Annotated in this window: 19 protein-coding genes; 2 read left to right on the forward strand and 17 right to left on the reverse strand. The window is 30.2% G+C overall.

Annotation, left to right across the window (positions count from 1 at the left end; translation table 11 throughout):
- Positions 1 to 17: 17 nt before the first annotated feature.
- From HNR33_RS20215 to HNR33_RS20245, 7 genes are all read right to left on the reverse strand, one after another.
- Positions 18 to 164: a hypothetical protein gene (locus HNR33_RS20215; protein ID WP_429087162.1), complete on the reverse strand. Its 147-nt coding sequence runs from the start codon at positions 162 to 164 to the stop codon at positions 18 to 20.
- 22 nt (positions 165 to 186) lie between these two features.
- Positions 187 to 1,476 (reverse strand): TIGR02679 family protein, encoded by a 1,290-nt coding sequence (locus HNR33_RS20220; protein WP_429087165.1) that lies wholly within the window; start codon positions 1,474 to 1,476, stop codon positions 187 to 189.
- Positions 1,442 to 5,578 carry a TIGR02680 family protein gene (locus HNR33_RS20225; protein ID WP_429087168.1) on the reverse strand — a complete coding sequence of 1,379 codons (4,137 nt, stop codon included), beginning with the start codon at positions 5,576 to 5,578 and terminating at the stop codon, positions 1,442 to 1,444. Before HNR33_RS20225 ends, HNR33_RS20220 begins: the two co-directional genes overlap by 35 nt.
- Positions 5,579 to 6,730 carry a TIGR02678 family protein gene (locus HNR33_RS20230; protein ID WP_429087171.1) on the reverse strand — a complete coding sequence of 384 codons (1,152 nt, stop codon included), beginning with the start codon at positions 6,728 to 6,730 and terminating at the stop codon, positions 5,579 to 5,581.
- An 11-nt stretch (positions 6,731 to 6,741) separates the two neighbouring features.
- Positions 6,742 to 8,217 (reverse strand): TIGR02677 family protein, encoded by a 1,476-nt coding sequence (locus HNR33_RS20235; protein WP_429087174.1) that lies wholly within the window; start codon positions 8,215 to 8,217, stop codon positions 6,742 to 6,744.
- 188 nt (positions 8,218 to 8,405) lie between these two features.
- Positions 8,406 to 9,056: a hypothetical protein gene (locus HNR33_RS20240; protein WP_429087177.1), complete on the reverse strand. Its 651-nt coding sequence runs from the start codon at positions 9,054 to 9,056 to the stop codon at positions 8,406 to 8,408.
- 65 nt (positions 9,057 to 9,121) lie between these two features.
- Positions 9,122 to 9,529, reverse strand: coding sequence for a hypothetical protein (locus tag HNR33_RS20245; protein WP_429087179.1), 408 nt, complete (start codon positions 9,527 to 9,529; stop codon positions 9,122 to 9,124).
- Between the two features lie 303 nt (positions 9,530 to 9,832).
- Between HNR33_RS20245 and HNR33_RS20250 the strand changes: the two genes are divergently transcribed.
- Positions 9,833 to 10,945, forward strand: a complete 1,113-nt coding sequence (locus HNR33_RS20250) for an ABC transporter ATP-binding protein (protein WP_429087182.1) — start codon at positions 9,833 to 9,835, stop codon at positions 10,943 to 10,945.
- Between the two features lie 34 nt (positions 10,946 to 10,979).
- Positions 10,980 to 11,981, forward strand: a complete 1,002-nt coding sequence (locus tag HNR33_RS20255) for a PucR family transcriptional regulator (RefSeq protein ID WP_429087185.1) — start codon at positions 10,980 to 10,982, stop codon at positions 11,979 to 11,981.
- 44 nt (positions 11,982 to 12,025) lie between these two features.
- On the opposite strand, the gene HNR33_RS20260 is transcribed toward HNR33_RS20255, so the two are convergent.
- The 10 genes from HNR33_RS20260 to pdxS all read right to left on the reverse strand — a co-directional run bounded on the left by HNR33_RS20260 (position 12,026) and on the right by pdxS (position 23,210).
- The gene (locus tag HNR33_RS20260; RefSeq protein WP_429087187.1) at positions 12,026 to 13,654 is read right to left on the reverse strand and encodes a vanadium-dependent haloperoxidase; all 1,629 of its coding nucleotides are present in this window, start codon (positions 13,652 to 13,654) and stop codon (positions 12,026 to 12,028) included.
- A 139-nt stretch (positions 13,655 to 13,793) separates the two neighbouring features.
- Positions 13,794 to 15,308, reverse strand: a complete 1,515-nt coding sequence (locus HNR33_RS20265) for a DUF92 domain-containing protein (protein ID WP_429087190.1) — start codon at positions 15,306 to 15,308, stop codon at positions 13,794 to 13,796.
- 134 nt (positions 15,309 to 15,442) lie between these two features.
- Positions 15,443 to 15,691 (reverse strand): GIY-YIG nuclease family protein, encoded by a 249-nt coding sequence (locus HNR33_RS20270; RefSeq protein WP_429087193.1) that lies wholly within the window; start codon positions 15,689 to 15,691, stop codon positions 15,443 to 15,445.
- Positions 15,692 to 15,756: 65 nt separating this feature from the next.
- A complete protein-coding gene (locus tag HNR33_RS20275) occupies positions 15,757 to 17,943 on the reverse strand; it encodes a DNA topoisomerase III (protein WP_429087195.1) in 2,187 nt (728 codons plus the stop codon).
- A gap of 307 nt (positions 17,944 to 18,250) precedes the next feature.
- Positions 18,251 to 18,874: a hypothetical protein gene (locus HNR33_RS20280; protein ID WP_429087198.1), complete on the reverse strand. Its 624-nt coding sequence runs from the start codon at positions 18,872 to 18,874 to the stop codon at positions 18,251 to 18,253.
- 350 nt (positions 18,875 to 19,224) lie between these two features.
- Positions 19,225 to 19,998 carry a Na-translocating system protein MpsC family protein gene (locus tag HNR33_RS20285; RefSeq protein WP_429087201.1) on the reverse strand — a complete coding sequence of 258 codons (774 nt, stop codon included), beginning with the start codon at positions 19,996 to 19,998 and terminating at the stop codon, positions 19,225 to 19,227.
- Positions 19,999 to 20,008: 10 nt separating this feature from the next.
- Entirely contained in the window at positions 20,009 to 21,142 is a 1,134-nt protein-coding gene (locus HNR33_RS20290; RefSeq protein WP_429087204.1) for an ATP-binding protein, read from the reverse strand.
- 364 nt (positions 21,143 to 21,506) lie between these two features.
- Entirely contained in the window at positions 21,507 to 21,638 is a 132-nt protein-coding gene (locus tag HNR33_RS20295) for a hypothetical protein (protein WP_429087207.1), read from the reverse strand.
- 113 nt (positions 21,639 to 21,751) lie between these two features.
- Complete coding sequence (gene pdxT, locus HNR33_RS20300) at positions 21,752 to 22,330, reverse strand: pyridoxal 5'-phosphate synthase glutaminase subunit PdxT (RefSeq protein WP_429087210.1); 579 nt, start codon at positions 22,328 to 22,330, stop codon at positions 21,752 to 21,754.
- Position 22,331: 1 nt separating this feature from the next.
- On the reverse strand, positions 22,332 to 23,210 hold the full coding sequence (gene pdxS / locus HNR33_RS20305; protein WP_429087212.1) for a pyridoxal 5'-phosphate synthase lyase subunit PdxS: 879 nt from the start codon (positions 23,208 to 23,210) through the stop codon (positions 22,332 to 22,334).
- Between the last annotated feature and the right edge of the window lie 101 nt (positions 23,211 to 23,311).

Raw genomic sequence — 23,311 nt, forward strand, 5'->3', positions numbered from 1 at the left:
TTCCCCCTTAGTTTGCTTTATATATATTCACCTTCGTTGAAGTCGTTAAACTCATCAACGTCATAATCTTCATTTTTATCTTCAAAATGTATATCAAGTTCTTGTTTTTTGACTACAGAAGCTATACTATCTGCAATAAACTTTGCTTTCTCAATACTGTTCATTCAATCACTCCTTTTATTATTTTTACACTTCCTTTATATCTCTTATAAGCTCATCTATTAATAATTCCTGATACCCAGCTCTTCTATGTTTCATAATACATTCTTTTAAAATAATTAGATTTTCATTGTTAAGTTTATCCATTTTCTTCAATCTATTATCATCAATTCTATTATCTGAAACACTTTTTTTATAATCATCTAGATTATATCTCCATAGTATTAGACTCTTATTGTATCTATTTTTCAACTTATCAGCTATTATTAACCCTTCAGGGTCAAAGTCCCCAGAATAATATATCTTAGTATTTTGTTTTACTAGCATATCTAAAAGAATTAAAGAAGCTAGTTTAACCTGACCATAGGTACACATCAATGCTGGTTTTTCATTTGCTGTTATATACAATACTTCACTAAAAACAGTAGGGTTTTCAAATACAAAAATTTTACCATTTGGAGTGATAACTTTTTCAATTCTACTTAAATTCCATAGAGATATTTGAATTGGCTCGTTTTCATCATAGAAGCCTTCCCATCCTTTGTGTATTTTTCCATCTGTATATGCTAATAACCCACTACATATAGTAAAGTTAGATATTTCATCTTTTATAATCCCAGCTCTGTATAATATTTCTGCTCTTTCTTCTGCATTTTGGGGATATTTTTCTGATAAGAGATAAACAACACCATATATTAATAGCCTTCCACATTCTGTGTTCTCATCAAATGTATGAGGGTTTTTGCTTATTCTTGATGAAAATAAAGCTAATCTTTCTCTTTCTCCTTTAAAGTATGGCAAATTATTTATACCATCTAATACTATGTATAAATCATTACTCAAACTATCACTATCTATAGCATATCGTTGTAAAACAATATTGTAAGCATTTTTCTTGCTTTCCAATACGTATTTAATCCATTCATATGCTTTAGTATCTTTAACTGTATTCATAATATTAATAAAAAAATCTTCTTTTTCTTTTTCATAGATACTTTTTTCATCTTGCCTAGTAATAATTTCTTCACCAAAATATTCATTTAATACATCTATCAAACTAATCCCTGCAAATGGTGTATCTTCTAACGCATTTTCAAACTTCTTTATTTTTATACATACGGAATCCTTATAATAGTTATTTTTTAGGAAGCCTGTTAAGGCTTCCTTTTCAGCTATAGTTAGTTTGTCTAAAGTTATAGTTCCACCAATTTTACCTAAAGATTTATATCTATCTCTTATTTTTACCATAATCCTACTAAACCCTTGATTATTTTTAAAGTATTCACTGCATTGTTGCAGCAACTTCTTTTTCTCCATAATATTCCCCTTCATTTACTATTAGCTCTTTAACTATTCCATTCCATTTATATCTTAATACTGTAACAAAATCAGCATTATTAGGCCTTACAAGTTCACAGATAGAAAGTGAATTTACTGTGTCATAATCCCCCCACAATATCTGTGAATTTATTATGAAATTAAGCTCTAGCTCATTTAATAATCTAAACATATCTCGTATATTGTTTTCATCAACTCCTGCAAATGCCTCATCTAAAGAAATAATACGTGGACAATCTTTTCTTGCACCTTCATATTTTGCATACACTGCAGAAAACAGAGGTACATACATAGCCATCGCCTTTTCTCCGCCACTAAATTTATCAAAGGCATTATTAGTCATTTCTCTTCTATTTTCATTAGTCTTTTTAAAAAATAATCTAAACTCAAACCACTTTCGATAATCTAATACTTCCTTCATAATAGAATGGAAAGTTAAACTCTTATTACTTTCTTCTGTTTCTCTTCTTGCTTCAGATATTTTTGATCTAAAATGAGACGATAGCTTATTTATTTCATTTTCAGTTAGAAGATTCCCATCCTTTCTTAACAACTCTACTAACTCTTTAGTATCTAGCTGTTCTTCTGTTTCAGCAGTTTTATTTCTCCAGATTAAACTAAACGACAATCCACTTGAAGTATTCATTGATTCCATCAAACTGTTCATTTTTTTAACCCATTCTTCACTATGGTATATCTTTGCTCTGATTTTCTTACTGATATTTTTAGCAAGAATATCCTCAAACAATTGTCTATCACTATCTCTTAATAGCTTCTCATTTTCTAAAATACCTTCTTCTATATAATCTATGAGATTATAAAAACCAACATATTTCCCTCTGACTCTTCCCATTATTTCAAATCTTTTTTGATTCAAAATAACATCAGCTAATTGCTCATTTTCTTCATCTACTTCATTTACAAAAATATATTCAATTCTCAAACTGTATTCAGTCATATATTGACGATTATCATGATATTTATCCTGTAAGTTTTTTATATAATCATCTTTATTCCTATCTTGTTTTTCCGTAGATTTTAATTCATTGTAAATATTCTTTGCACTTTTATACAAGTCCTGTTCTTCATCCTTTTGGAATATATGTTCTAGCATATATTCCTCTTTAAATCCTTCTTTATAAATTTCATTTAATTTTTCTTGAAATTCTACATCTTTATTCAGAGTTTCAAGTTTCTCGCATGATTGATCAAAGCTTGCCTTTGCTCTCTCGCTTCTCTTTAAAGCAGATTTTATTTCTTGAGGCAATGTCATTAAAAGCTCAATACACTTATTTATTTCATCTTCAATTTCTTCGAAGCCTGAAATCTGAAGTTGTTCTAACAAACTTTTCTTTTTCTCTTCATCCTGCTTTATTTTTCTATCTATTTTAGTCAAATCATAACTAAGCTCATCTATATCATTGTCTATTTCTTCTTTCCTCATAAGAGACGTTTGCTTATTATGAACGTATTGTAATAATCTCAAGTGTTCTTTCTCTAGTTCACTAAGCAATCCCTTATAGGTACTTGAATCTTCTTCAGCATCTTTGAATGATTCTAAATTAGCAGGTATTTCTATATTAAATGTCAGAGAATGCACTTTTTGGCGAATTTCCTGTAGTGTCTTATAGGTTTTTTCTGCTTCTTGTTCTTTAATCTCTACAGCTTCTAAACAGTTGTTATAATGGAAATCAGCTTCTTTTAGTTGTGACATTGCTACTTCTAAGTCCTTTTTATCAGGAAATAATGAATATTCTTCTTTTAAAACATCGAGCTTTTTACTTATAATATTTATTTCTGCTTCTGTTATTAAAATTAAATTTCCTATCTCTTCTTTTTCTTTTAAAATAGCTTGTATTGTCTCTTCTCTAAACCTCTGTCTTGCAGATGCTCCGATAAATTTAGGAATATAGCTATTACTTACCTTTCCTTTAATAAGCCCTATTCCAAATTCTCCTTTTTCATTTAAATATGTTGCTTCTTCTTGCTGATCAATTAGTACACTCTTTAATACGTTTTCAACATCTTCTTCATTAATTCCTTCTAGACTAATTTTCTCAGCTTTCAATTTAAGTGATAATTCATGCATTAGATATTTAGGAGTTGAGAAAAGGTATTTATCAGCCATATCGTTATCCATTTCAAATACTCTTTTTTTATATTTATTAGGTATAATAAGAGCATCTAATATTCCCATATCTATCAAGGCTTCTTCTAATCTACCTCTTTCCCTTTCAGCCAAATGCTGTTGAAAATCCACAGCCATATAAAAAGGTATAAATGGTATGTTTTCTTTAGCTAATCTTTCTCTATTTAGCATTACCTTAGTTTCTCTAATAGGCTCTGGATCCTTTTTATTCTTCCATTCTTTTAACATTGCTTCTTTTTCTTTTTGCTGTTGTTGATACTGTTCTTTTTGTATTGATAACCTATGAACCTGTTTATTATAAACGCCCTCAAATTCATTGTACTCATTTCTAATATCTCCAATTATGTCATCATAAGTAATTGTGTCACCATACATGTTAACTTTTCTTGATACCTCTATTTTTGTTTCTTTTGAAACCTTAAGTTCCTTGTTTTCTTTTTCCCAGCTATACATTTTTTCAATAAATTCTTCTTTTGTTTCTGAAAATAGTAGCTTAGCTCTCTCTAAATTTTTATTACTCTCATCTCTTGATATTTTACTTCTTTCAAGCTCTAAAAGTGCTTGATCATATTCATTATTCTTTATACGTTCTTCATCTAAAGCTTTTTTAGCCTTTACTATTTTATCTTTATATACATTTATTTGATTATTTACATAAGAAAAGTCATATTCCTTTTTTATATCCTTTAATAATTCATCCTTCATAAAATACTGCTCATGAAACTTAAACTCATCTGCTAATTCATTCATTTCATCTAATTTTTCAATTATTAAATTTGATTGATAGGATTCTTTCTGCTCAAGTTCCTTTATTGCTAGATAGAGTTCTCTTTCCTTGTCTTTTTTTCTATCAAGCATGTCTTGTTTCTGAGCCTTGTCCTTACTAAGTTCTAATAAATTAACATCTAATCTAGCCATATCTTCTTTTATTCTGTAGCTATCATGTTTTTCTAGTTCTGCTTTTTTCTCTTCTAATGTTTTTTGTTGTATTTCTAAATCCACAATTCTTTTTTCTTCATCATTGTGTTCTTTGGAATATATCTCTTTTTTCTGTTGTAATTCATCTTTATCTTTTATCAGCTTTCTTAACATGTCGTGTGATTTAATAAAATTCTTAGATTTTTCAAAAAGTACATATCTATTGTATTGGTCATATGAATTTTTAATTTTTTCTGCTGCTTTCTGGCTCATTTTCAATTCTTCTAGCCTGTTTTTTATATTATCCATATTTTCTATAGCTTCTGACATAGGTCTTAAATCATCATCCGAAAGTGGCTGTAATGAATTATTCATTATCTCATATATTACTGTAGGTCTAAAGTCTTTTGACAGCTTCGGTGTTCTAAGCTGAATTAAAAGCTTTATAAGCTCATCATAATCCTCTATTTCATCAAATCCAAACAGATATTTATTAACTAAAGCCATATACTCACTTTGACTTTCACTTATCTCTCCACCGTCAGCAATTCTATTCTTGAATTCCTTCTTGCTTAATGGTACTTTTTCACCCATATTCTTATATAAAAATATATCTTTACCTATTCTTCTTCCGTCTGATATGACAAATCCCCAAAAGCTTAGTGCCTTACCTCTTTTTGCATTCAATCCCATTCCTATAGTAAGATATTTTTGACTTTTTTCTTTTTTGAATTCTAAGTATATATATCCAGTGCTCTCATCTTTTCCAGAATCTTCTTCTCCTAAGAGATAATTTTCAAGCTTTCTAGCTCTTGAGCCAAATGGATCTAATCTCTCAGGGCTTTTATTTCCATCTAGTAATAAAGGTATAAAGCTTTGCATTGTAACAGATTTTCCAGAACCATTAGATCCTCTCAACAAAAGCTTACCATCAGAAAAATGAAATTCTTCTTCGTCGTAATACCAGAAGTTTACTAATCCTGCTCTATTCATCACCCATCTGCAATTTTCCATCTATACAACACCTTCTTCTGAAGTATTTATAAAATCAGCTGGATATTTGCCTGTAATTTTCCCTACTAAAGGCATAATCTTGATCTCATTAAGATTTTCATCTATTTGAATCATACTAAAGCTTTTCATGTACTTTATGATTTCATCGCAAAGCTTGTCAATCTTCATTTCTCTATACTCTTTACTCCAGCCTAATACATTTTTTTCTCTAACCTTATTCACTAGTTTTTCAAAATATTGTTTCGATATAGTTATAACATCATTCTCTGCTATATCTAGACTATCTTCTTTTATTTTTTCTACTATAAACTTATTCATTTGAAGAACTATGTCGCTGATTGCCTTATATTCAGGGAATGCATTTTTATAGTTTTTATCATCACTTAATACTAAAAATGCACCATTTTTGTGGACGTGAAATTCTGACTGAAAATATTTTTCTATATCATTCTGTATCATATTTCTATAATTTTTAATATATAAATAATCTGCATCATCTACACTTTCATTATATATAGCTGGTGACATGATTATCCTTCTATATACTCTATTTCTTCTTATTCTTCCTCTATCTTTATCTATATCTATCCATTCATCATTTTCAAAGTCTTCTATATTCTCATATCCTAATATATTCCCAACAAAATTTCTTGTAAAATACATTGATACACCAGTATTTTCATATAATACCTCAACATCTTGAGCATTTGCAAATCCTTGTTCATCCCCATCATTTACTTTGACCATACCTATATCGATTATAAACCTTAAAACCTTTATAAGATGTCTTCTATGTCTATATAATGTCCAATCGATTTTCTCATCTCCTGGAAAAGTACCTTCTATAAATTCAGTGATCTCTGACAATAAAAACTGCTCTTCTTTACCTTTGTCTTCTAAAAACATCAACATTAAGCATAAAAAGCAGTATTCCATCTTATTATCAAAGGACTCTATACCCATCCAGCTTTCTAGTTTACCTGGAAGCTTTTCAAGCTTAATGAGCTGCGGAGTTATTATTATTTGATATCCTAATTTTTCTGTTAAAAAAGGACGAATCTCTGACACAGCATCTCTTAATCGATAGTACATTTCTTTATCTTGATCTTTGAGTAACCAATATCTTTCAAGTAAAATATCAAGTTCTTTCACATTAATATCTCCTATTCAAATTGTATTATATATGCAGGCATATGAAGTTTTCCATCTTCACAGTCCAATACACAGTATTTATTTTCATCTGGCAATATCACCTTAAACACTCTCCCATCTTCTGTTTTTGCCTGTCTATTAGGAGCATTGTTACCTTTACTTACCCATCTTAATAGCGTTATCCTCACATGAGATTCAATTCTCTCTAATTTTGCAAAATCTATTATATTTCCTTCAATATAGCTATCCATTATTGCTTTTTCTTCTTCTCTTTTTCGTATTACCTCTTCAAGCATTTTCTTCTTTCTTTCAGTATTGTCTAAAATAGAGTTTCGTTCTCTTTTTTCTCTATAGGTCCTCACTCTAGGTTTTATAATGACTTCAAGCGGTTTTTCATCATATACACTACTGTTTATACTCTCTGTTTGTCTTACTATATTTCCTTTAATATGTCTTGTATTAAATATACCAAAAGCAACTGAGGACAATTTATGAGCATCATCTATATCATCATATTTCAAAAATATCTCACAAAGCTTTTTGTATTCTTCTTTTCTATTAGCAGCACTATTTCTTGTCTCAGCTATCTGAAATGCAAAACGTGTGATTTTCCTAATTATTTCATTAGTAATATCAAAAAGCTTTGCAACTTCACTTCCTCTACCTTCTTCTCCTAAAAACCATCTTTTTAAGTTTGTCCATCTTCCTACAATATTATCCCATATTGCTTCTAAATTTATTTCTGTATCTAGCCTTGGAATTGATTTATCATATTCAAATACCTTCTTTAATACATCCTTCTCCTCTTCGTCACTTATTTCTTTCAATACTGCTTCTATGGCATAAGTGTTCTGTTGAAGGCCTTTTATAAAATTCCTTAAATAATCTATAAACTTATCTTTAAACACCAAAAATTCTCTGGTTTTCATAAGCTCTTCAGCCTTTAAGCTATATAAATCTCTGATATAATCTTGATAATTTTGATTAAGTCTTTTAAAATCTTCATTTAACGAATTCCACCATGCACCTGCTACATTATCATCTTCATAAACCATATCTTTGAATTTCTTAAGCTCGATACGTAATCTTTCTAGTAGAGATGATTCTAATGATGCACTTTCAACCTTTAAATTTTCAAGTTTTATTGTCATACGCTCTATTTCAACACTATACTCTGAAAGCTGATACCTAAATTGCTTGTTCTTAAATTCTTCTACAGTTGCAGCCTTTGATGTATCCTGCACGGGCATTAGATTTCCCCATTCGACTAATACATCTAGATCTTGTTTACACATGTCCATTGTGTAATCTGTAAAATATTCACTTCTTTTTAATTCTTCAAATATTTCTTCTTTGTACATCCAATATCTCATCTTTCCATATTGAAAATAAAAATATCTCAATATGGTTCTATATCTCCAAGCATTTTCAGCAGTAAGGTATTTTGTTTCTGTAATCTGTTTTAGTAGTTTTTCATCTATCTTCATAAGCCCACCTTTTCTTGTTTATAGCTTTAATTTAATTATAACATATACAAAATAAGTTAGTAATTGGATTTCCTATATATACTTCCTTTCCAATTAAGTACAATAAACTTCATTAGTTATTTTTAATCCAATAAAAAAAGAAGCTAATGGCTTAAGTCTTTCCATTAACTTCTTTTAAACTTATACAGTTATCTCTCTTTTATCAAGTTATTTAATGAAAGGGATTCCAAAAACTCGATCAAATCACCTTTGTCTTGATATAACTCAAACTGTTTAGTTACAGAACCATCTGTTTCTGTCTTTAATAATTCCACAAGTACATTATATTCTTTGCCCCAAAGTTCTTTTTCAAATGTGATGAATCGAATGTTAGTATCATCATGATAGATATAGTAGGTCATATCTCCTATTTGAGTCTTATCTAAATCATAATCTTTTATTTGTGGTATAAATGATTTTGACTTTTCTTTGTAATTGATCTTAATTGCTTCATCATTTTGACTTTGATAACTAATACCCAAATAATCTATTAAGGATAAATCATGCTCCCATTCTAATTTACTTTCCACTTCTTTGATAAAACTCTGACTAGCATTAGTAATTGGATCTTCTGTAACAATTAATTGATCTAGTTTATATCTACTTAAGGTATCTGGGATTACTACATTAGGATACACTGCTTCAAACTCTTCTATGGTTTCAAACGAACCAATATTATTTAAAGTGTAAGAATTCTCTCCGTCTTGTTTCACTGTTCCAAACAACTCAGAGCCAATCACTACACCTGTTACTAATCCAATTATTAAACCAACACATAAAAATATCCAGCTTTTTTTCACTATATATCCCCTCTCTTGCTATAGAATTATTATGCAAAGCTACGATTTTCATTTTAACTGCTCTGTTAATCTAAATACTGTCGGCTTTTTTCAGCACCACAATAGTAACATACAGTTATTCTCACCTTTACTGGAACCCAAGATCCTCCACCTGGACTTGATGGATTTTCTACATATACATATTCTGTAATTATACGTGACTCTGTTTTGGAGTCCATTTCATAATCAGGACAACAAATACGTGCTCTTAATTCATTTTCTACAAAAATGACATTGTTATTCTCATCCATTGAGCGATGATATATATGAATTCCATCATCCCCTTTTACAGTAATTTTACTTTGATTATCTATAAATTCTAAAATATCAATATCCTTTGACTGAGCACTTGCCATAGAAAAATTAGGTATCAGAATCACCAATAATAATGCACAAACTAAATATTTCTTTTTCACCTTAAGTTTTCCTAACATAAAACTATTCCTCCCTTATTTTTTAATTTTAATTGTATTGTTCTTCTTTATTACTTATTTATTGCTTTATTTTCTAAGAACTTTCCTCAATTTAGCCACCTCTTTTCCACAAAATATTCTCGTGTTTCTATATCGTATATTTCCCATTATTTCTAATATGTTACAATTTTAAAATATCATACTTATTCTTATTTGTAAACTATCATAAAAAACCACATATCATATTCATCTATTCTCCTAATTGAATCATTGCTCCATTTGAATTATAGTTTATTATATAATAGTAAATAAGGGGTGTATAATATGGCTAAAGTTGTATTGAAAAATATTAAAAAAGTATATCCTGGTAATGTTGTTGCAGTTAAAGATTTTAATATGGATATAGAGGACAAGGAGTTTGTTGTACTTGTTGGTCCTTCTGGATGTGGAAAAACTACAACACTTAGAATGATAGCTGGTCTTGAGGAAATATCTGATGGTGAGCTTTACATAGGAGACAAGCTTGTAAATGATGTAGCTCCTAAAGATAGAGATATAGCAATGGTTTTTCAAAACTATGCATTATATCCTCATATGACTGTTTATGATAACATGGCTTTTGGATTAAAATTGAGAAAAATGCCTAAAGCAGAAATTGATGAAAAAGTTAGAGAAGCTGCAAGGATTCTAGATATTGAAAGTCTGTTAGATCGTAAGCCTAAAGCTTTATCAGGCGGACAAAGACAAAGGGTAGCATTAGGTAGAGCTATAGTACGTCAACCAAAAGTATTTTTAATGGATGAACCTCTCTCAAACTTAGATGCAAAATTAAGAGTACAGATGAGAACTGAAATATCTAAACTCCACAATAAGCTCCAGACTACATTTGTTTATGTTACTCATGACCAAACAGAAGCCATGACTATGGGAACTAGAATTGTTATAATGAAAGATGGATTTGTTCAACAGATTGACAGTCCACAAAATGCTTATGAACATCCTGCAAATAAATTTGTTGCTGAGTTTATCGGTAGTCCACAGATGAACATTTTCGAAGGAAAAGTTGTATCTGATAATGATAAAGTTGTTCTTGTGTTACCAGATGGCAAAACGTTTAATTTACCTAAAACTAAGCAATCTATTTTAAAAGAAAAAGGATATGTTAATAAAGAAATTTATATTGGTATAAGACCTGAGCATATAAAAGAGGTCAATGATACTCCATTAACTGATGAATATTCCAAGTTTTCTGCTACTATTGAAGTTACAGAAATGATGGGCTCTGAAACTTATCTTTATATGACTATATGTGGTAAACAGGTTGTTGCAATAGTTGATTCAAAGATAAATAAAAGAGTTGGTGATGAGGTAGAGCTCAGAGCAGACGGAAACAATATACACTTGTTTGATATAGAAACTGAAAAAGCAATTTTTTAATGTAATGAATATTAATTTAAAGAGGTAGAAAACAATGAAATTACAAGAGACATTATCTAAAACATATAGTATCATCAATAGAAACATAGTAGTTTTATCTAATACTGAAAAGGTTGTTTTTCCACATAATTTTAAGTTTAATATCCAATTTTCTGAACTAGCTGCTAATATAGATAAAAATTATCTTGGGTATAATATCTATAGAGTTCAGAGTAATCAAAAAGAATTTTTTGTCTGTATACAGTCCAATAAATATAACTTAAATCAAACAACCCAATTAATACTATATATGATAGAAGCATCTCTTACAGAAGCCTCTACTTCTAATAAGTTATTACAAAGCATACTAGACAATAGGATTAGTAAGCAAGAGATGCTTAGCTTCCATGAAGAATTTAGTAATTGGTTAGGCTGTTATCTAATATTAGTAGACTACTCTTATGAGCAAAAAGAAGAAATTAATGAAATTATAATGCATTCATTAGATTTACAATTAATATTAGATTATAAAGGTAGCTTTCTAGTAATATCCAATGATGAAAATATTGAAGAAGCCTGTAATAACCTAGCTGAGAATATTTTATCTGATCTTTTTATTGAATGTACAGTTGCAATAGGTGGTATAATTGAATCAATAGAGAATTTGAAAAGCATATATATTAATTGTCTTCAGACCCTTGATTTAAAGAAAAAATACAATCTATCCAATTATGTATTTAATTATGAAAAGATGATTATATATAGAATCATCTCTGACATGAGTACAGAACTAAAAAAGGATATCTTAAATAATGTTCTTGATTTAAAAGGTAGCGATATAATAGATGAAGAGATGGAAGCAACAATTGAAGCTTTTTTTAAGAATAACCTTAATTTTACGGATACTGCAAAAAATATATTTATTCATAGAAATACTTTATTGTATCGGATTGACAAATTTCAAAAACATACTGGACTCGATTTGAAAAAATTCGAGGACAATTGGTTACTCAAATTAGCATGGCTTATTCGGCAAGAAAATAATAATGAAAAATAAAAACATCTACTGAAAATTATTATATTTTCAGTAGATGTTTTTTATTAAATTATTATAGTAGTACCATCAAATTTAGTAAATGAAAAACCACTAAATTTTTCATTGTAAGTATTCCTATAATCTTGAAGAATACCAATAGCAACAGCTTCACCTAGCTTTAGTCCCTCAGCTCCATCTGAACGCCAGTGAACTCCTGCAAAATCACGACCAAGTGATATATTAGAAGCAAGTTTGTTCAATTCTCCTCCTAGAGTCAAAGTTTCATCTGAATAAGGAAGTAAGCATTGACCATCATAGCTAGCAATTACTGGATTTGGAATTATAAAAGACTCATCAAAAAATGCTTTTAACATAGTGACTCCAGCTCCAACAATACAGGCATGACCAGCTGGATATGCGGTATGAGTAGGGCAGCCCTCTGCATAAGCCATAGGTAGCAAATATGAGCCATATATACTATAAACATTAGAAACTGCCTTTGAATCAAGTAATTCAGAGTTAATAGGATAACTAGTAACACCTATTAAATTATTCTGGATACGTCCTCCAAATTCTTCAGGACGTAGTCTTCTATGAACCAAAAATTTTTGAAACCATGCAGCTTCTAGCGCTACTCTTGCAGCATGAGTCACCAAATCTAAAATATGAGCAGCTCCAAAGGTAATAAAACCCAACTGAGTTTTTGAACATAGATATGGATTTTCTGCGGCAATCGCTTTTGGTCCATAACTCATCAAAATCAAACATGCATCTAGGACACCTTGATAAGTATAATCTCGGTGAACCCATTCGCCTAAGTCACGTCCATTTCGAATATAACGATATATTGAATCGAATTTATTGTTTTCAGATGGATATCCTCCATTCTGAATATTTAGCCATTCATCATACACAGTCATATGGTCGTCTCCAGCTTCTGTAGTACGATATCGTTGGCTAACTGATTTTGCACCAAACGGTACTTCTTTCCATAGGAATTGAGAAATATAAGGTCCTTTAATATCACTAGGAGTATTGCCACGAAATAACGTACCTGTAGTGACCTCTCCATGAACTTTAGGACCACGAAAATCAGTAAATTTAGATAAATCTGAAGCAGCAGCAATTGTAAGTGAATTAGAGTCATACTCTGTAAAAGGTACATCCCTAGTAAGCGCCTGCCAATAGTTTTCAGCCATCTCACTGGCAATCCAAGCGCTATTAAAGGCTGGTGCTGCAATCATGCTCAAATGATGAGAATCTGGTCCTGTTAAGTCATATGCATATGCAGCTTGAGGGTTAACAAACTTAGTAACTCCTCCTAAGGGTATGTCTTCAAAGCTATCATTGTTACCAGTCGTTAAAGCCTTAATCCAATATCTGTATGCATTAACATCAACTTCACCAAGTTCATTATGAGGCAATGCCTTAGAGTAGTTCCCAATTTTATTAGCATATAAATCCTCATCTCCATTGCATGGATGTCCTGGTAGCGGCAGATTCTTTTGAAATAGTGCCGCATCTTTTCGAATAATAAATGACTCTTCTCGACGTTGTAGTTCAGTTAGCGGACCTATTTCACATGATTCTCCAAGAGTTGTTTGTGTATTCAAATCATCTACTTGTTTTTCTACTCTCTTATCAAGCTGTTCTATTTCTATTTCATCATTATCAACGACTTTATTCATATCCATTTTACCACCCTCTCCGATTATTTAGAAAGAATTGCCATTTATTACCGATATTCATAATTCTGCCTAGTATAAACTATGCACTGAGGGAGATAAAAGGTTACTGCTGAATACTTAAGTATTTTGCTTTCAATTGTTTTTTCTATTTAATTATCAATAAGAATACTAGTGCCGCAGTTGCTATACTTAAAAAGTTTATTATATCATTATTAAATATAGTATATCCTCTAATAAGTGTAGTAGGTTTACCATTAAGCTCTGCTTTCTCTGTTTCTTTACCTTCATCTTCTGAATAATATATGCCTTGAATAGTGGCGCCTAGCATTGAATCTATCATTCCTCCAAGGAATCCACCAAGAGTAATGAACAAAAACATATCCATAAGACTATAGTCTGCTATCTTCACTCTGCTTAATACTAATGCTATCACAGAAACAAAACCTATGAGTGTTGAGCCTAATAAAGCTGCTAAGGTGCCTAAGCCACTTATAGCTCCAGAAGTTCCCTTATCAACTCGTCTAAATGTTCTAAGTGAAATTGGCTTTCTATTGTTTAATACACCTAGCTCAGTTGCCCATGTATCCGCATTAGCAGCAGCAAAAGCTATTCCTATGAGTATTAAAAAAATGCTGTTGTCAGTATAAAAATATATTAAAGAATAGATTAATCCTACTCCACCGTTTGCAAACACTTGGAAAATATCTCTGTTACCAGTTTTATCAAACTGTTTTGAAACAACTGACTTTTTGCTTTTTTTAAAGTGACTTAATATGCTTGAAGATACAAAAAATAAAATCATAAGTACAGAGCTATAAAGTCCTCCAGAAGCAAATATTAAGACTCCCATAACTATGGCTCCAATAGACCCACTTAATGTTAAGGATTTCTTTTGGTAAGCCACATAAGCTATAATACTGCTAAAAATAAGTCCTAGTGCTCCTCTATAATAAAAATCTAAAGTGCTGCTGTCCTTTATTGTAAATAATAAATAATATGAAATTAAAGTACTTAATATAGGTACAGATAGATTGTCTAGTCCATAAGGGGTAAATGCCTCTAATAAAGTTGCTGCTACTCCTATGATCAAGCTAATTTGTATATTTATTATGCTAAGCCCATTAAAAGAAACTAACAGCACTAATGTAACAAAAAAAGAAAAGATTAGCATAGCTATTGAACCTTCAATAGTCTTACTATTGTTAATCACTTTATATCTTCTCTCTCCAAATTTTTTTCCTATAATTGCTGCGAAACCATCACCGTATCCCATTATCAATATTCCTATAGCCCCAAGATATTTAATATCTTGTGAAATGAACCCGCCACTCCATGTTATTAAAATTAAAGTCAATAGTGATATAGGAAAATAGACTGTTCCTAAATCAGACTTACCTTCATTCCTCTCCATACTCTTGATTAAATCTTTCTTATAAGAAAAATAGTTCAGTATTATAAAGAGAATAGGAGGAATTATGGCAAATTGAATCTTATCTATTATAACCATTGCTAAAATCCACCAATGCGACACCCCAATGTGGATAAATTTTCTTGTAGCTTCATTAGTGTAATTAGCTTTTTTCTTTAAAATCTCTGATATTACAATTATCAGAATCACAAAACCTACTGATAAAAAAACTCCTATTATGTCATTAAGCACATATACCCTCTCCAAATCTTTGTTTTTTCTTGTGTCTTTAATACCCAACTCCTATTTTACCATTTGAAACCATCAAAATAAAGCAAGATTTCTAAATGTTTACTATCAAAACAAAAGACTAAGGGTGCTGTACCCTAGTCTTTGTACGCATTAATCAATTCTATTTTCTGTTCTCTTGACAATTTCTTGATTTCACACTCTCTTTTCATAGCCTGCCGCTTTGTATCATATTCTTCAAGATGCTTTAATATAATTGGATTCCTGCCACGTGTGTATTTAGCACCTTTGCCTTCATTATGCTCAATAATCCTTCTATTAATATCTGTTGTCCATCCTGTATAAAATGTTCCATCGCTACACTCTACAATGTAAACATAATTCATTATCTTCAATCCTTTTTATAGAATATATTGCTTGCTTATTTATCACATTTAATTCATCAAATTATTTATTGAAGTTTCAATTTAGCTAAAGCATCCGCAAGCGCAGAGTTAATTGGTTCATCATTCTTCTTTTTTTGCTCTTTAAGATACTTAGATACTTCTTTTTTGGAGCTTATGTTGTTTTGCTTTTTCTTTCTTTGATTAAATGCAGTGAGTTTCTCCCTATGTCCGCAGCTACAAATAAAAATTTGTCCTTCTCCTTCACCGCGAAGTTCCAGCTTTTTATGACAATTCGGACATCGAGCATTTGTAATTTTAGAAATACCTTTTCTATATCCACATTCTCTATCTTGGCAAACAAGCATCTTACCTTTCTTACCTTTTACCTCCAGCATGTATTTCCCACACTCAGGACATTTATTTTTTGTCAAATTATTATGTTTAAACGTAGCTTGACTATATTTTATTTCATCTACTATCTTTTCAGTATAATTCTTGATCTCACTAATAAAAGCATGTTTGTTCAGTGAGCCTTTAGCTATGAGCTCCAATTTTTGTTCCCAAGCTCCTGTTAATGCAGGAGATTTTAAGTCCTCAGGTACTAACTCGAGAAGCTGTTTACCTTTGGATGTAATGTATATATCCTTACCTTTTTTTTCAATCAAGAAGCTATTAAACAGTTTCTCAATGATATCAGCTCTAGTTGCTACTGTTCCAATCCCACCTGTCTTATCAATGATCTTAATTAAGTATTTATCTTCAGTAGACATATATTTGATTGGGTTTTCCATAGCTGATAGTAAGCTTCCTTCATTAAACAATGCAGGTGGCTTTGTCTCTCCATTAGTTTGAATAATATTAGTTATATTTAATACATCATCATTATCTACATTAGGTAAACTCTGCTCAGTAATATCATCATTCGTATCATCGTTAATATTATTATCGTATACTTCCTTCCAACCATAACTTATAATAATTTTACCTTTAGCTATAAAGATTTCATTTTCTATCTTAGTCTTAATAGTTGTTTGTTCGTACTCAAAAGGACAACATAATATAGCTATAAAGCGCTTAATAACTAGATCATATATTTTTCTTTCCTTATCACTTAATCTGTCTAAGAAAACTGTCTGCTCTGTAGGTATAATAGCATGATGGTCTGTAACTTTACTATTGTCAACAAAATGTTTGTTTGTTTTTATTGGATTTTTTAAAATCTTAGAAGCTATTACTCTATAAGTTCCTACATTGCATGCTCTTACTCTATCTTTTAAAGTATCAATAATATCATTAGAAATATATCTAGAATCTGTTCTAGGATAAGTTAAAACCTTATGATTTTCATATAATCTTTGCATAATAGAAAGTGTCTCTTTCGCAGAGTAACCATAGAGCCTATTTGCATCTCTTTGAAGCTCTGTCAGATTATATAGCTGAGGAGAAAAGCTTTTTTTGAGAGTTTTATCTACTTCCACTATCTTTATTGATTTATTTCTAATTCTATTTAATATGTCATCGCATTTCTTCTTATCAAATGTTTTGAAATCTTTTGTTTCACTATCTTGCCATATAAATTTTAAGTTATTACTTACTGCAGTAATCCCATAAAAAGTCCTTGGTTTAAAGTTGCGAATCTCCTCTTCCCTTTTCGCAATCATCGCTAAAGTAGGTGTCTGTACACGTCCACAAGAAAGCTGAGCATTATGCCTACACGTCAACGCTCTCGTAGCATTTATCCCTACTAGCCAATCTGCTTCAGCTCGAGCAACAGCTGAAGAATACAAGTTTTCATATAAAGTCCCATCTTTAAGATGATTAAATCCATCTTTAATAGCTTTATCTGTAACAGATGAAATCCAAAGACGTTTAATAGGTTTCTTCACCTTAACCTTTTCAATAATCCATCTTCCGACAAGCTCTCCTTCGCGTCCGGCATCTGTAGCTAAAACAATTTCTTCAACATCTTTTCTATGCATTTGATCTTTTACAATACTAAATTGTTTTCTACTTTGCTTAATAACCACTAACTCCATATTAGAAGGTAGCATTGGTAAGTATTCAATTTTCCATTCCTTATATTTATTGTCATAAGCTTCTGGGTCAGCTAAGGTGACTAAATGTCCTAGTGCCCAAGTAACAATATATCTATTACCTTCTATATATCCATTTCCCTTTTTGTTACAGTTTAAAACTCTCGCTATATCCCTACCAACTGAGGGCTTTTCAGCTAATACTAGTATTTTTTTCATATTCACAGTCCTTTCAGAATAACTATCCTAATATTATCATAAATCATTCAATGAGTCGATTATTACATATTCCTTGTTCATGAAAAAAAGATGAGAGTATAATCTCATCTTTTCAAGTCTTTGATAATTGTATTTATGCCAAGCTACTTTAAATCATAAATTATGGTTACTTACTTTGAAGCACTAATCATAATAATTTGAATCGTCTAATATTCAAACTTAGCAATGCTCTATTTCATATCCTCAGCTAGCTCAACTAATGCTTCTCTTGCATTTGAATTTCTAATTGTATTCCTCTAACTAAATTTTAATCACTAAGATAGTTTTCATTGTTAATGGTTCTTCTTTTATAATATTTTACTCTATCATATTTGATCTTTTCTTCAAACCATTCAGGCAATATAAAGGAAGTGTGAACATATCCCTTAATTAAATCTACTTTAGCCTGTATTGAGTTCCACTTTTCGGGATACTCTTTTAGAAATAAAACAAAATGTTCTGGCTTAATTTGAAATATTTTTTTTCCACCAAATCTTCGTCCTTTTATATAGCCATCTCTAGCCCATCTATATATTAAGTTTGGATCTTTATTTAATAAATAGCCAATATCACCAGTTGTTAAAAACTCCCCATTACCTATTCTTGAAGGTCCTAATTGAAGTTCTGTTGCCTTTTTTTTAATAGAGCTATGGCTCCTATTTAATACTTCTGCTATCCGTTCTGGCGAATATACTCCCCATTTTTCAGTTAAAAAATTTATTTCTTCTATCGTCCATTTTTTTGTAGTCATTGTTAGATTTAAACGTTTTGCTTTCTTAAATACAGAATCTGATGTTCTATGTAACTTATTTGCTATTTCGCTTATGCTCTCTATTCCATAATTGTTGATTAAATATTCAACTTCATATTCTGTCCATTTCTTATAAGCCATCTTGCTTATTCCCCCTTTTTTGAAAATGATGTTATTGTCTTAGCAAATATTTTCACTGTATTTATTTTAAAAAACAAAAAAGTCCATAATAAAAGGTCAAAAAACCTCTTATTATGGACTACTTAAATTGCAAATAGTATATCTGATTCAAATAGTTGTTCCATAATTATCATTTATAATTATTTTATAGCATTATTATAGCCTTAATATAAAAACAGCTTATATAAAAAATATATCTGTCTTCATTTATTAAGATACAAAAAAAGTTAATATTTTTACTTTGTCTATAATATAACATAAACATCAAGTTTCGTCAATTTTTTTGTGCTTATTTCTGAACTTTGTTATCTTTAGATAATATGTAGCAATAGCCTTTCAAATTTCTCTTTTGGATAAATTTCTATTTTTTTTGTCCTCACTTTTCTATCTATTAAACCTCCTATTTCACGCTCAACTTCATTCAGAGTATTTTCATAAATTATTTTTCTAATTACTTCTATGCTTTTATAGTGATGTCCAGTAATTAATAAACTTTCCTCTAAAACAGTAAGGTTTTCTTTTAAGAGAATTTCTATTTCTTTTCCATTCATAAAAACTTGAATAAGCTTTGCTCCTTTTCCAGTAACTTTTTTCAAGTACTTTGAATATAGGTTTCTAATCTCAAGTTCTATTTTGATTTTTGCATCTTCTGTTAGAATTAAATCATTATTTATAACTAGAAATTCCTCTCTTTCTTCTAAAACTTCACTAGCTATTTGTGTTAAGCTTTTCATTAATATATCTGTGTCAATAGGTTTTACCATATATTTTTCTATCTTCAAATCTACGGTTTCCAAAATAGTTTGCGCATCTGAAAGCGCGGATGTAATGATAAAAGGACACCTAAAACCATCAGCTCTTAATCTCTTCATCATTTCGATCCCACTTATATCTGGCATTATTAAATCAGTTATAATTATATCTGGTTGGTATTCAATAAACTTCTTTATACCATCCTCTCCATTCTCTGCTGTAACAACTTTTCCAACTCTTTTCTTTAGAAATCGAAAAACTTGATTTCTTGTAATAACCTCATCTTCCACATAAAGAATTTTTATATTCTGTAGTACATTCATTTCTTCCATAGTAACCCTCCTATATATCTAAAGGAAAACTTATTATAACTCTATTTTCTATTCCACAATTAATTAAATTAATTGTACCTCCCATTGTTTTATGTATAATGCTACTAAACATTGATATATGATTTAAACTCAACTTAAAGTTATTATATATCTCTGTATCGTACACAACTTTTATATCGAAAAAAATATCCCTTTCATTTACGTATATTTGTATTTTTAGTTTTCTGTTATAAATATCTAATGCATTCTTACAATACTCTATAATATCAAAGAAAATACAGTACATAATCTGAACAAATTCATTAGGTGAACCGTATTTTTTAATGTTTTCTTCTATAGATATATCAATCTTTATATGCTCTTTTCTAATTTTTTCTTCCATAATTTCAAAAACTAAGTCCAAATATTTTTTTATATAAAAAATCTCTTTCTTGTAATCCATTTCAAAGAATGCTTTAAATTTGTCTATTTTTCTTGATAAATTTTTTATAATTTGCCATATTTCATTATAGTATTCATTTACTAATCCATTTTCTCCTGCTTCGTTATCTATTTCATCAATAAGATTAATGATAGAAAAATTCAAGCTATTAAGAGGCTGTCTCCATGCATGAGATAAATTAGAAACAATATCAGACATACTCATAATTTTGTCATTATAGTTATTAATATCTCGTATACTACTTTTTTCTTGCATGTTCCTCAATTCTTTACATATATCCTTTATAACAATAAACACTTTTAAAAATTGAGTATCTTTCCTAAAAGCATAGGCCATAATTTGGTAAGATTCACAATTTTCCTCTTCTATGTCCTCTATACTTAAAATCTCAAGCTTCTTACCGCTTTTCTTAATGTATATATTTACACTATCTTCCATAGAGTTCCTAAAAAGATAATTCATTATTTGATAATATATATTTACAAAATCATCATTGATACTAAAGATATTATTACCTATAATCTCACTTCGCTCAACATTTAAATACTTACAATAATGGCTGTTGATATTATTTAAATAGCATTCAAGTTTGTCATTTTTTATTCTTCCTTCCACTTCTAAAGTGAAATCTAGAGATTGATTTATACTATCAATTGAGATCTGATTCAAATCAATCTGCTGTGATTCAAAATTTTCATTCAAGAAGCACCCTCCTAACTTAGTTTACATTTATGATTAATATTATAATAATATCACACAAATTCGACTGATTCTACATATTGGTAGCTAATGAAATATTCTATTATAAAATAAAAAACATATAAAAATCACATGTTTTTTAACTATTACATTCTTTGGTATATTTATCATCGCTGAAGGATTTCCCTAATCCTTTTCTTTAACTATATTTTCGCTCTCCTACCTCTTTCTCCATTATCTCAATTTTTATAATAATTATAACAGGCATTTTCATTATACAAGATTATCTAAAAAGTGCACAAATAATTTTACCTTTCATTCTTTTGGACTAAATATTTCTCTATGAAATATAGCTCAATACCTTGAACTAATTTGATTCAAAAATAACTGTATCTTTTTCTCCTTCAATTGACCTCTCTCCATCATGTTTAACCCCAGTTGCTGATTTATAACATATTGTAAGTCTTGACTTTTCATTATGCTTCATTATTGCTACCAATCTTTCCTTAATATCCTTTTAACATATATAATTTTCGGTTCAAATAAAAAGTAGAGGCATAATGCCCCTACCCTTGAGAAGTCGATACTTTTATCTTTATAAACCTAATTTTTCTATTTAGATTCTTCTATCATGTTTATAAAATACTCATGGAAGGATTTATCGTTAGTCAGCTCAGGATGAAAAGAAGTCACAAGTATATTTTCCTGACGCGCAACTACGATATTTCCGTCAACTTTATGAAGTACAACAACCTTTTTATCCATATCAACAATATAGGGTGCTCTTATAAACACCATTGGAATTTCTCTGTCAGATACCTCTTCAATCACTCCTGTAGTGAGGAAACTATCATGTTGAGTGCCATATGCATTTCGTCTCACTTTAATGTCCATAACTTTTAAGTGAGCATCTTCGTTGCCATCAAGCTCTTTTGCAAGTAAAATCATTCCTGCACAAGTTCCCCATACAGGTAATCCATTTTTAATCTTATTTACTAAGATTTCTTTAATTTTAAAATCATCAAGTAATTTTCCAATTGCTGTACTTTCGCCACCAGGTAAAATAATTCCATCAAGATTATCAAGATGACTTGCATTTTTTATCTCAATAGCTTCGTGACCTAACGATTTAATTATGGTGATATGCTCTTTAAATGCACCTTGAAGTGCTAAAACACCAATTCTGTTCATTTTAATACCCTCTATTAGCCATTCTTTCTTCTTTGTCTATTGAGTATACATTGATTCCAACCATTGCTTCTCCAATATTTTCTGATATTTCAGCTAGTATATTTGCATCATTAAAGTTTGTAACAGCTTTAACTATAGCAGAAGCTCTTTTTCTCGGATCTCCAGATTTGAAAATTCCAGAACCAACGAATACCCCGTCGCAGCCAAGCTGCATCATCATTGCAGCATCAGCAGGAGTTGCAATACCACCTGCAGCAAAGTTTACAACAGGCAATCTTCCATGTTCGTGAACATATTCCACTAAATGAATAGGAGCTTGTAGTTCTTTGGCAGCATTCATTAATTCTTCTTTGGATAAGCCTTGTATCGTCCTAATTTCCGAATTCATCATTCTCATGTGCTTAACTGCTTCTATAACATCACCTGTGCCTGGCTCACCTTTAGTTCTGATCATTGACGCACCTTCTCCAATTCTTCTTAAAGCTTCACCAAGATTTTTAGCTCCACAAACAAAAGGAACCTTAAAAGCTTTCTTGTCAATATGTAGAATTGGATCAGCAGGTGTTAGAACTTCACTTTCATCTATATAGTCAACTCTAATAGCTTCCAAAATTTGAGCCTCAACGAAATGTCCAATTCTTACTTTAGCCATTACAGGAATAGAAACAGCTTTCTGAATCTCTTTAATCATTTGTGGATCTGAAGCTCTTGCAACCCCACCATCTTTTCTGATGTCAGCAGGAACTCTCTCAAGAGCCATAACAGCACAAGCACCAGCTTCTTCAGCAATTTTTGCTTCTTCTGGAGTTGTTACATCCATGATTACTCCACCCTTTAACATTTGAGCAAGATTTTTATTTAGCTCATACCTATTATTCATAATAATACCTCCCTCTATAAATTAAATTTTTCTTTAAAATACTCACTTATTCATAGAATTTCTCCACTTTTTAAAAGAAGCTATTTGGATATTTGTTGAAT

The sequence above is a fragment of the Brassicibacter mesophilus genome (assembly GCF_050433385.1).
In the GTDB taxonomy this organism is placed as follows: Bacteria; Bacillota; Clostridia; order Tissierellales; family Proteiniboraceae; genus Brassicibacter; species Brassicibacter mesophilus.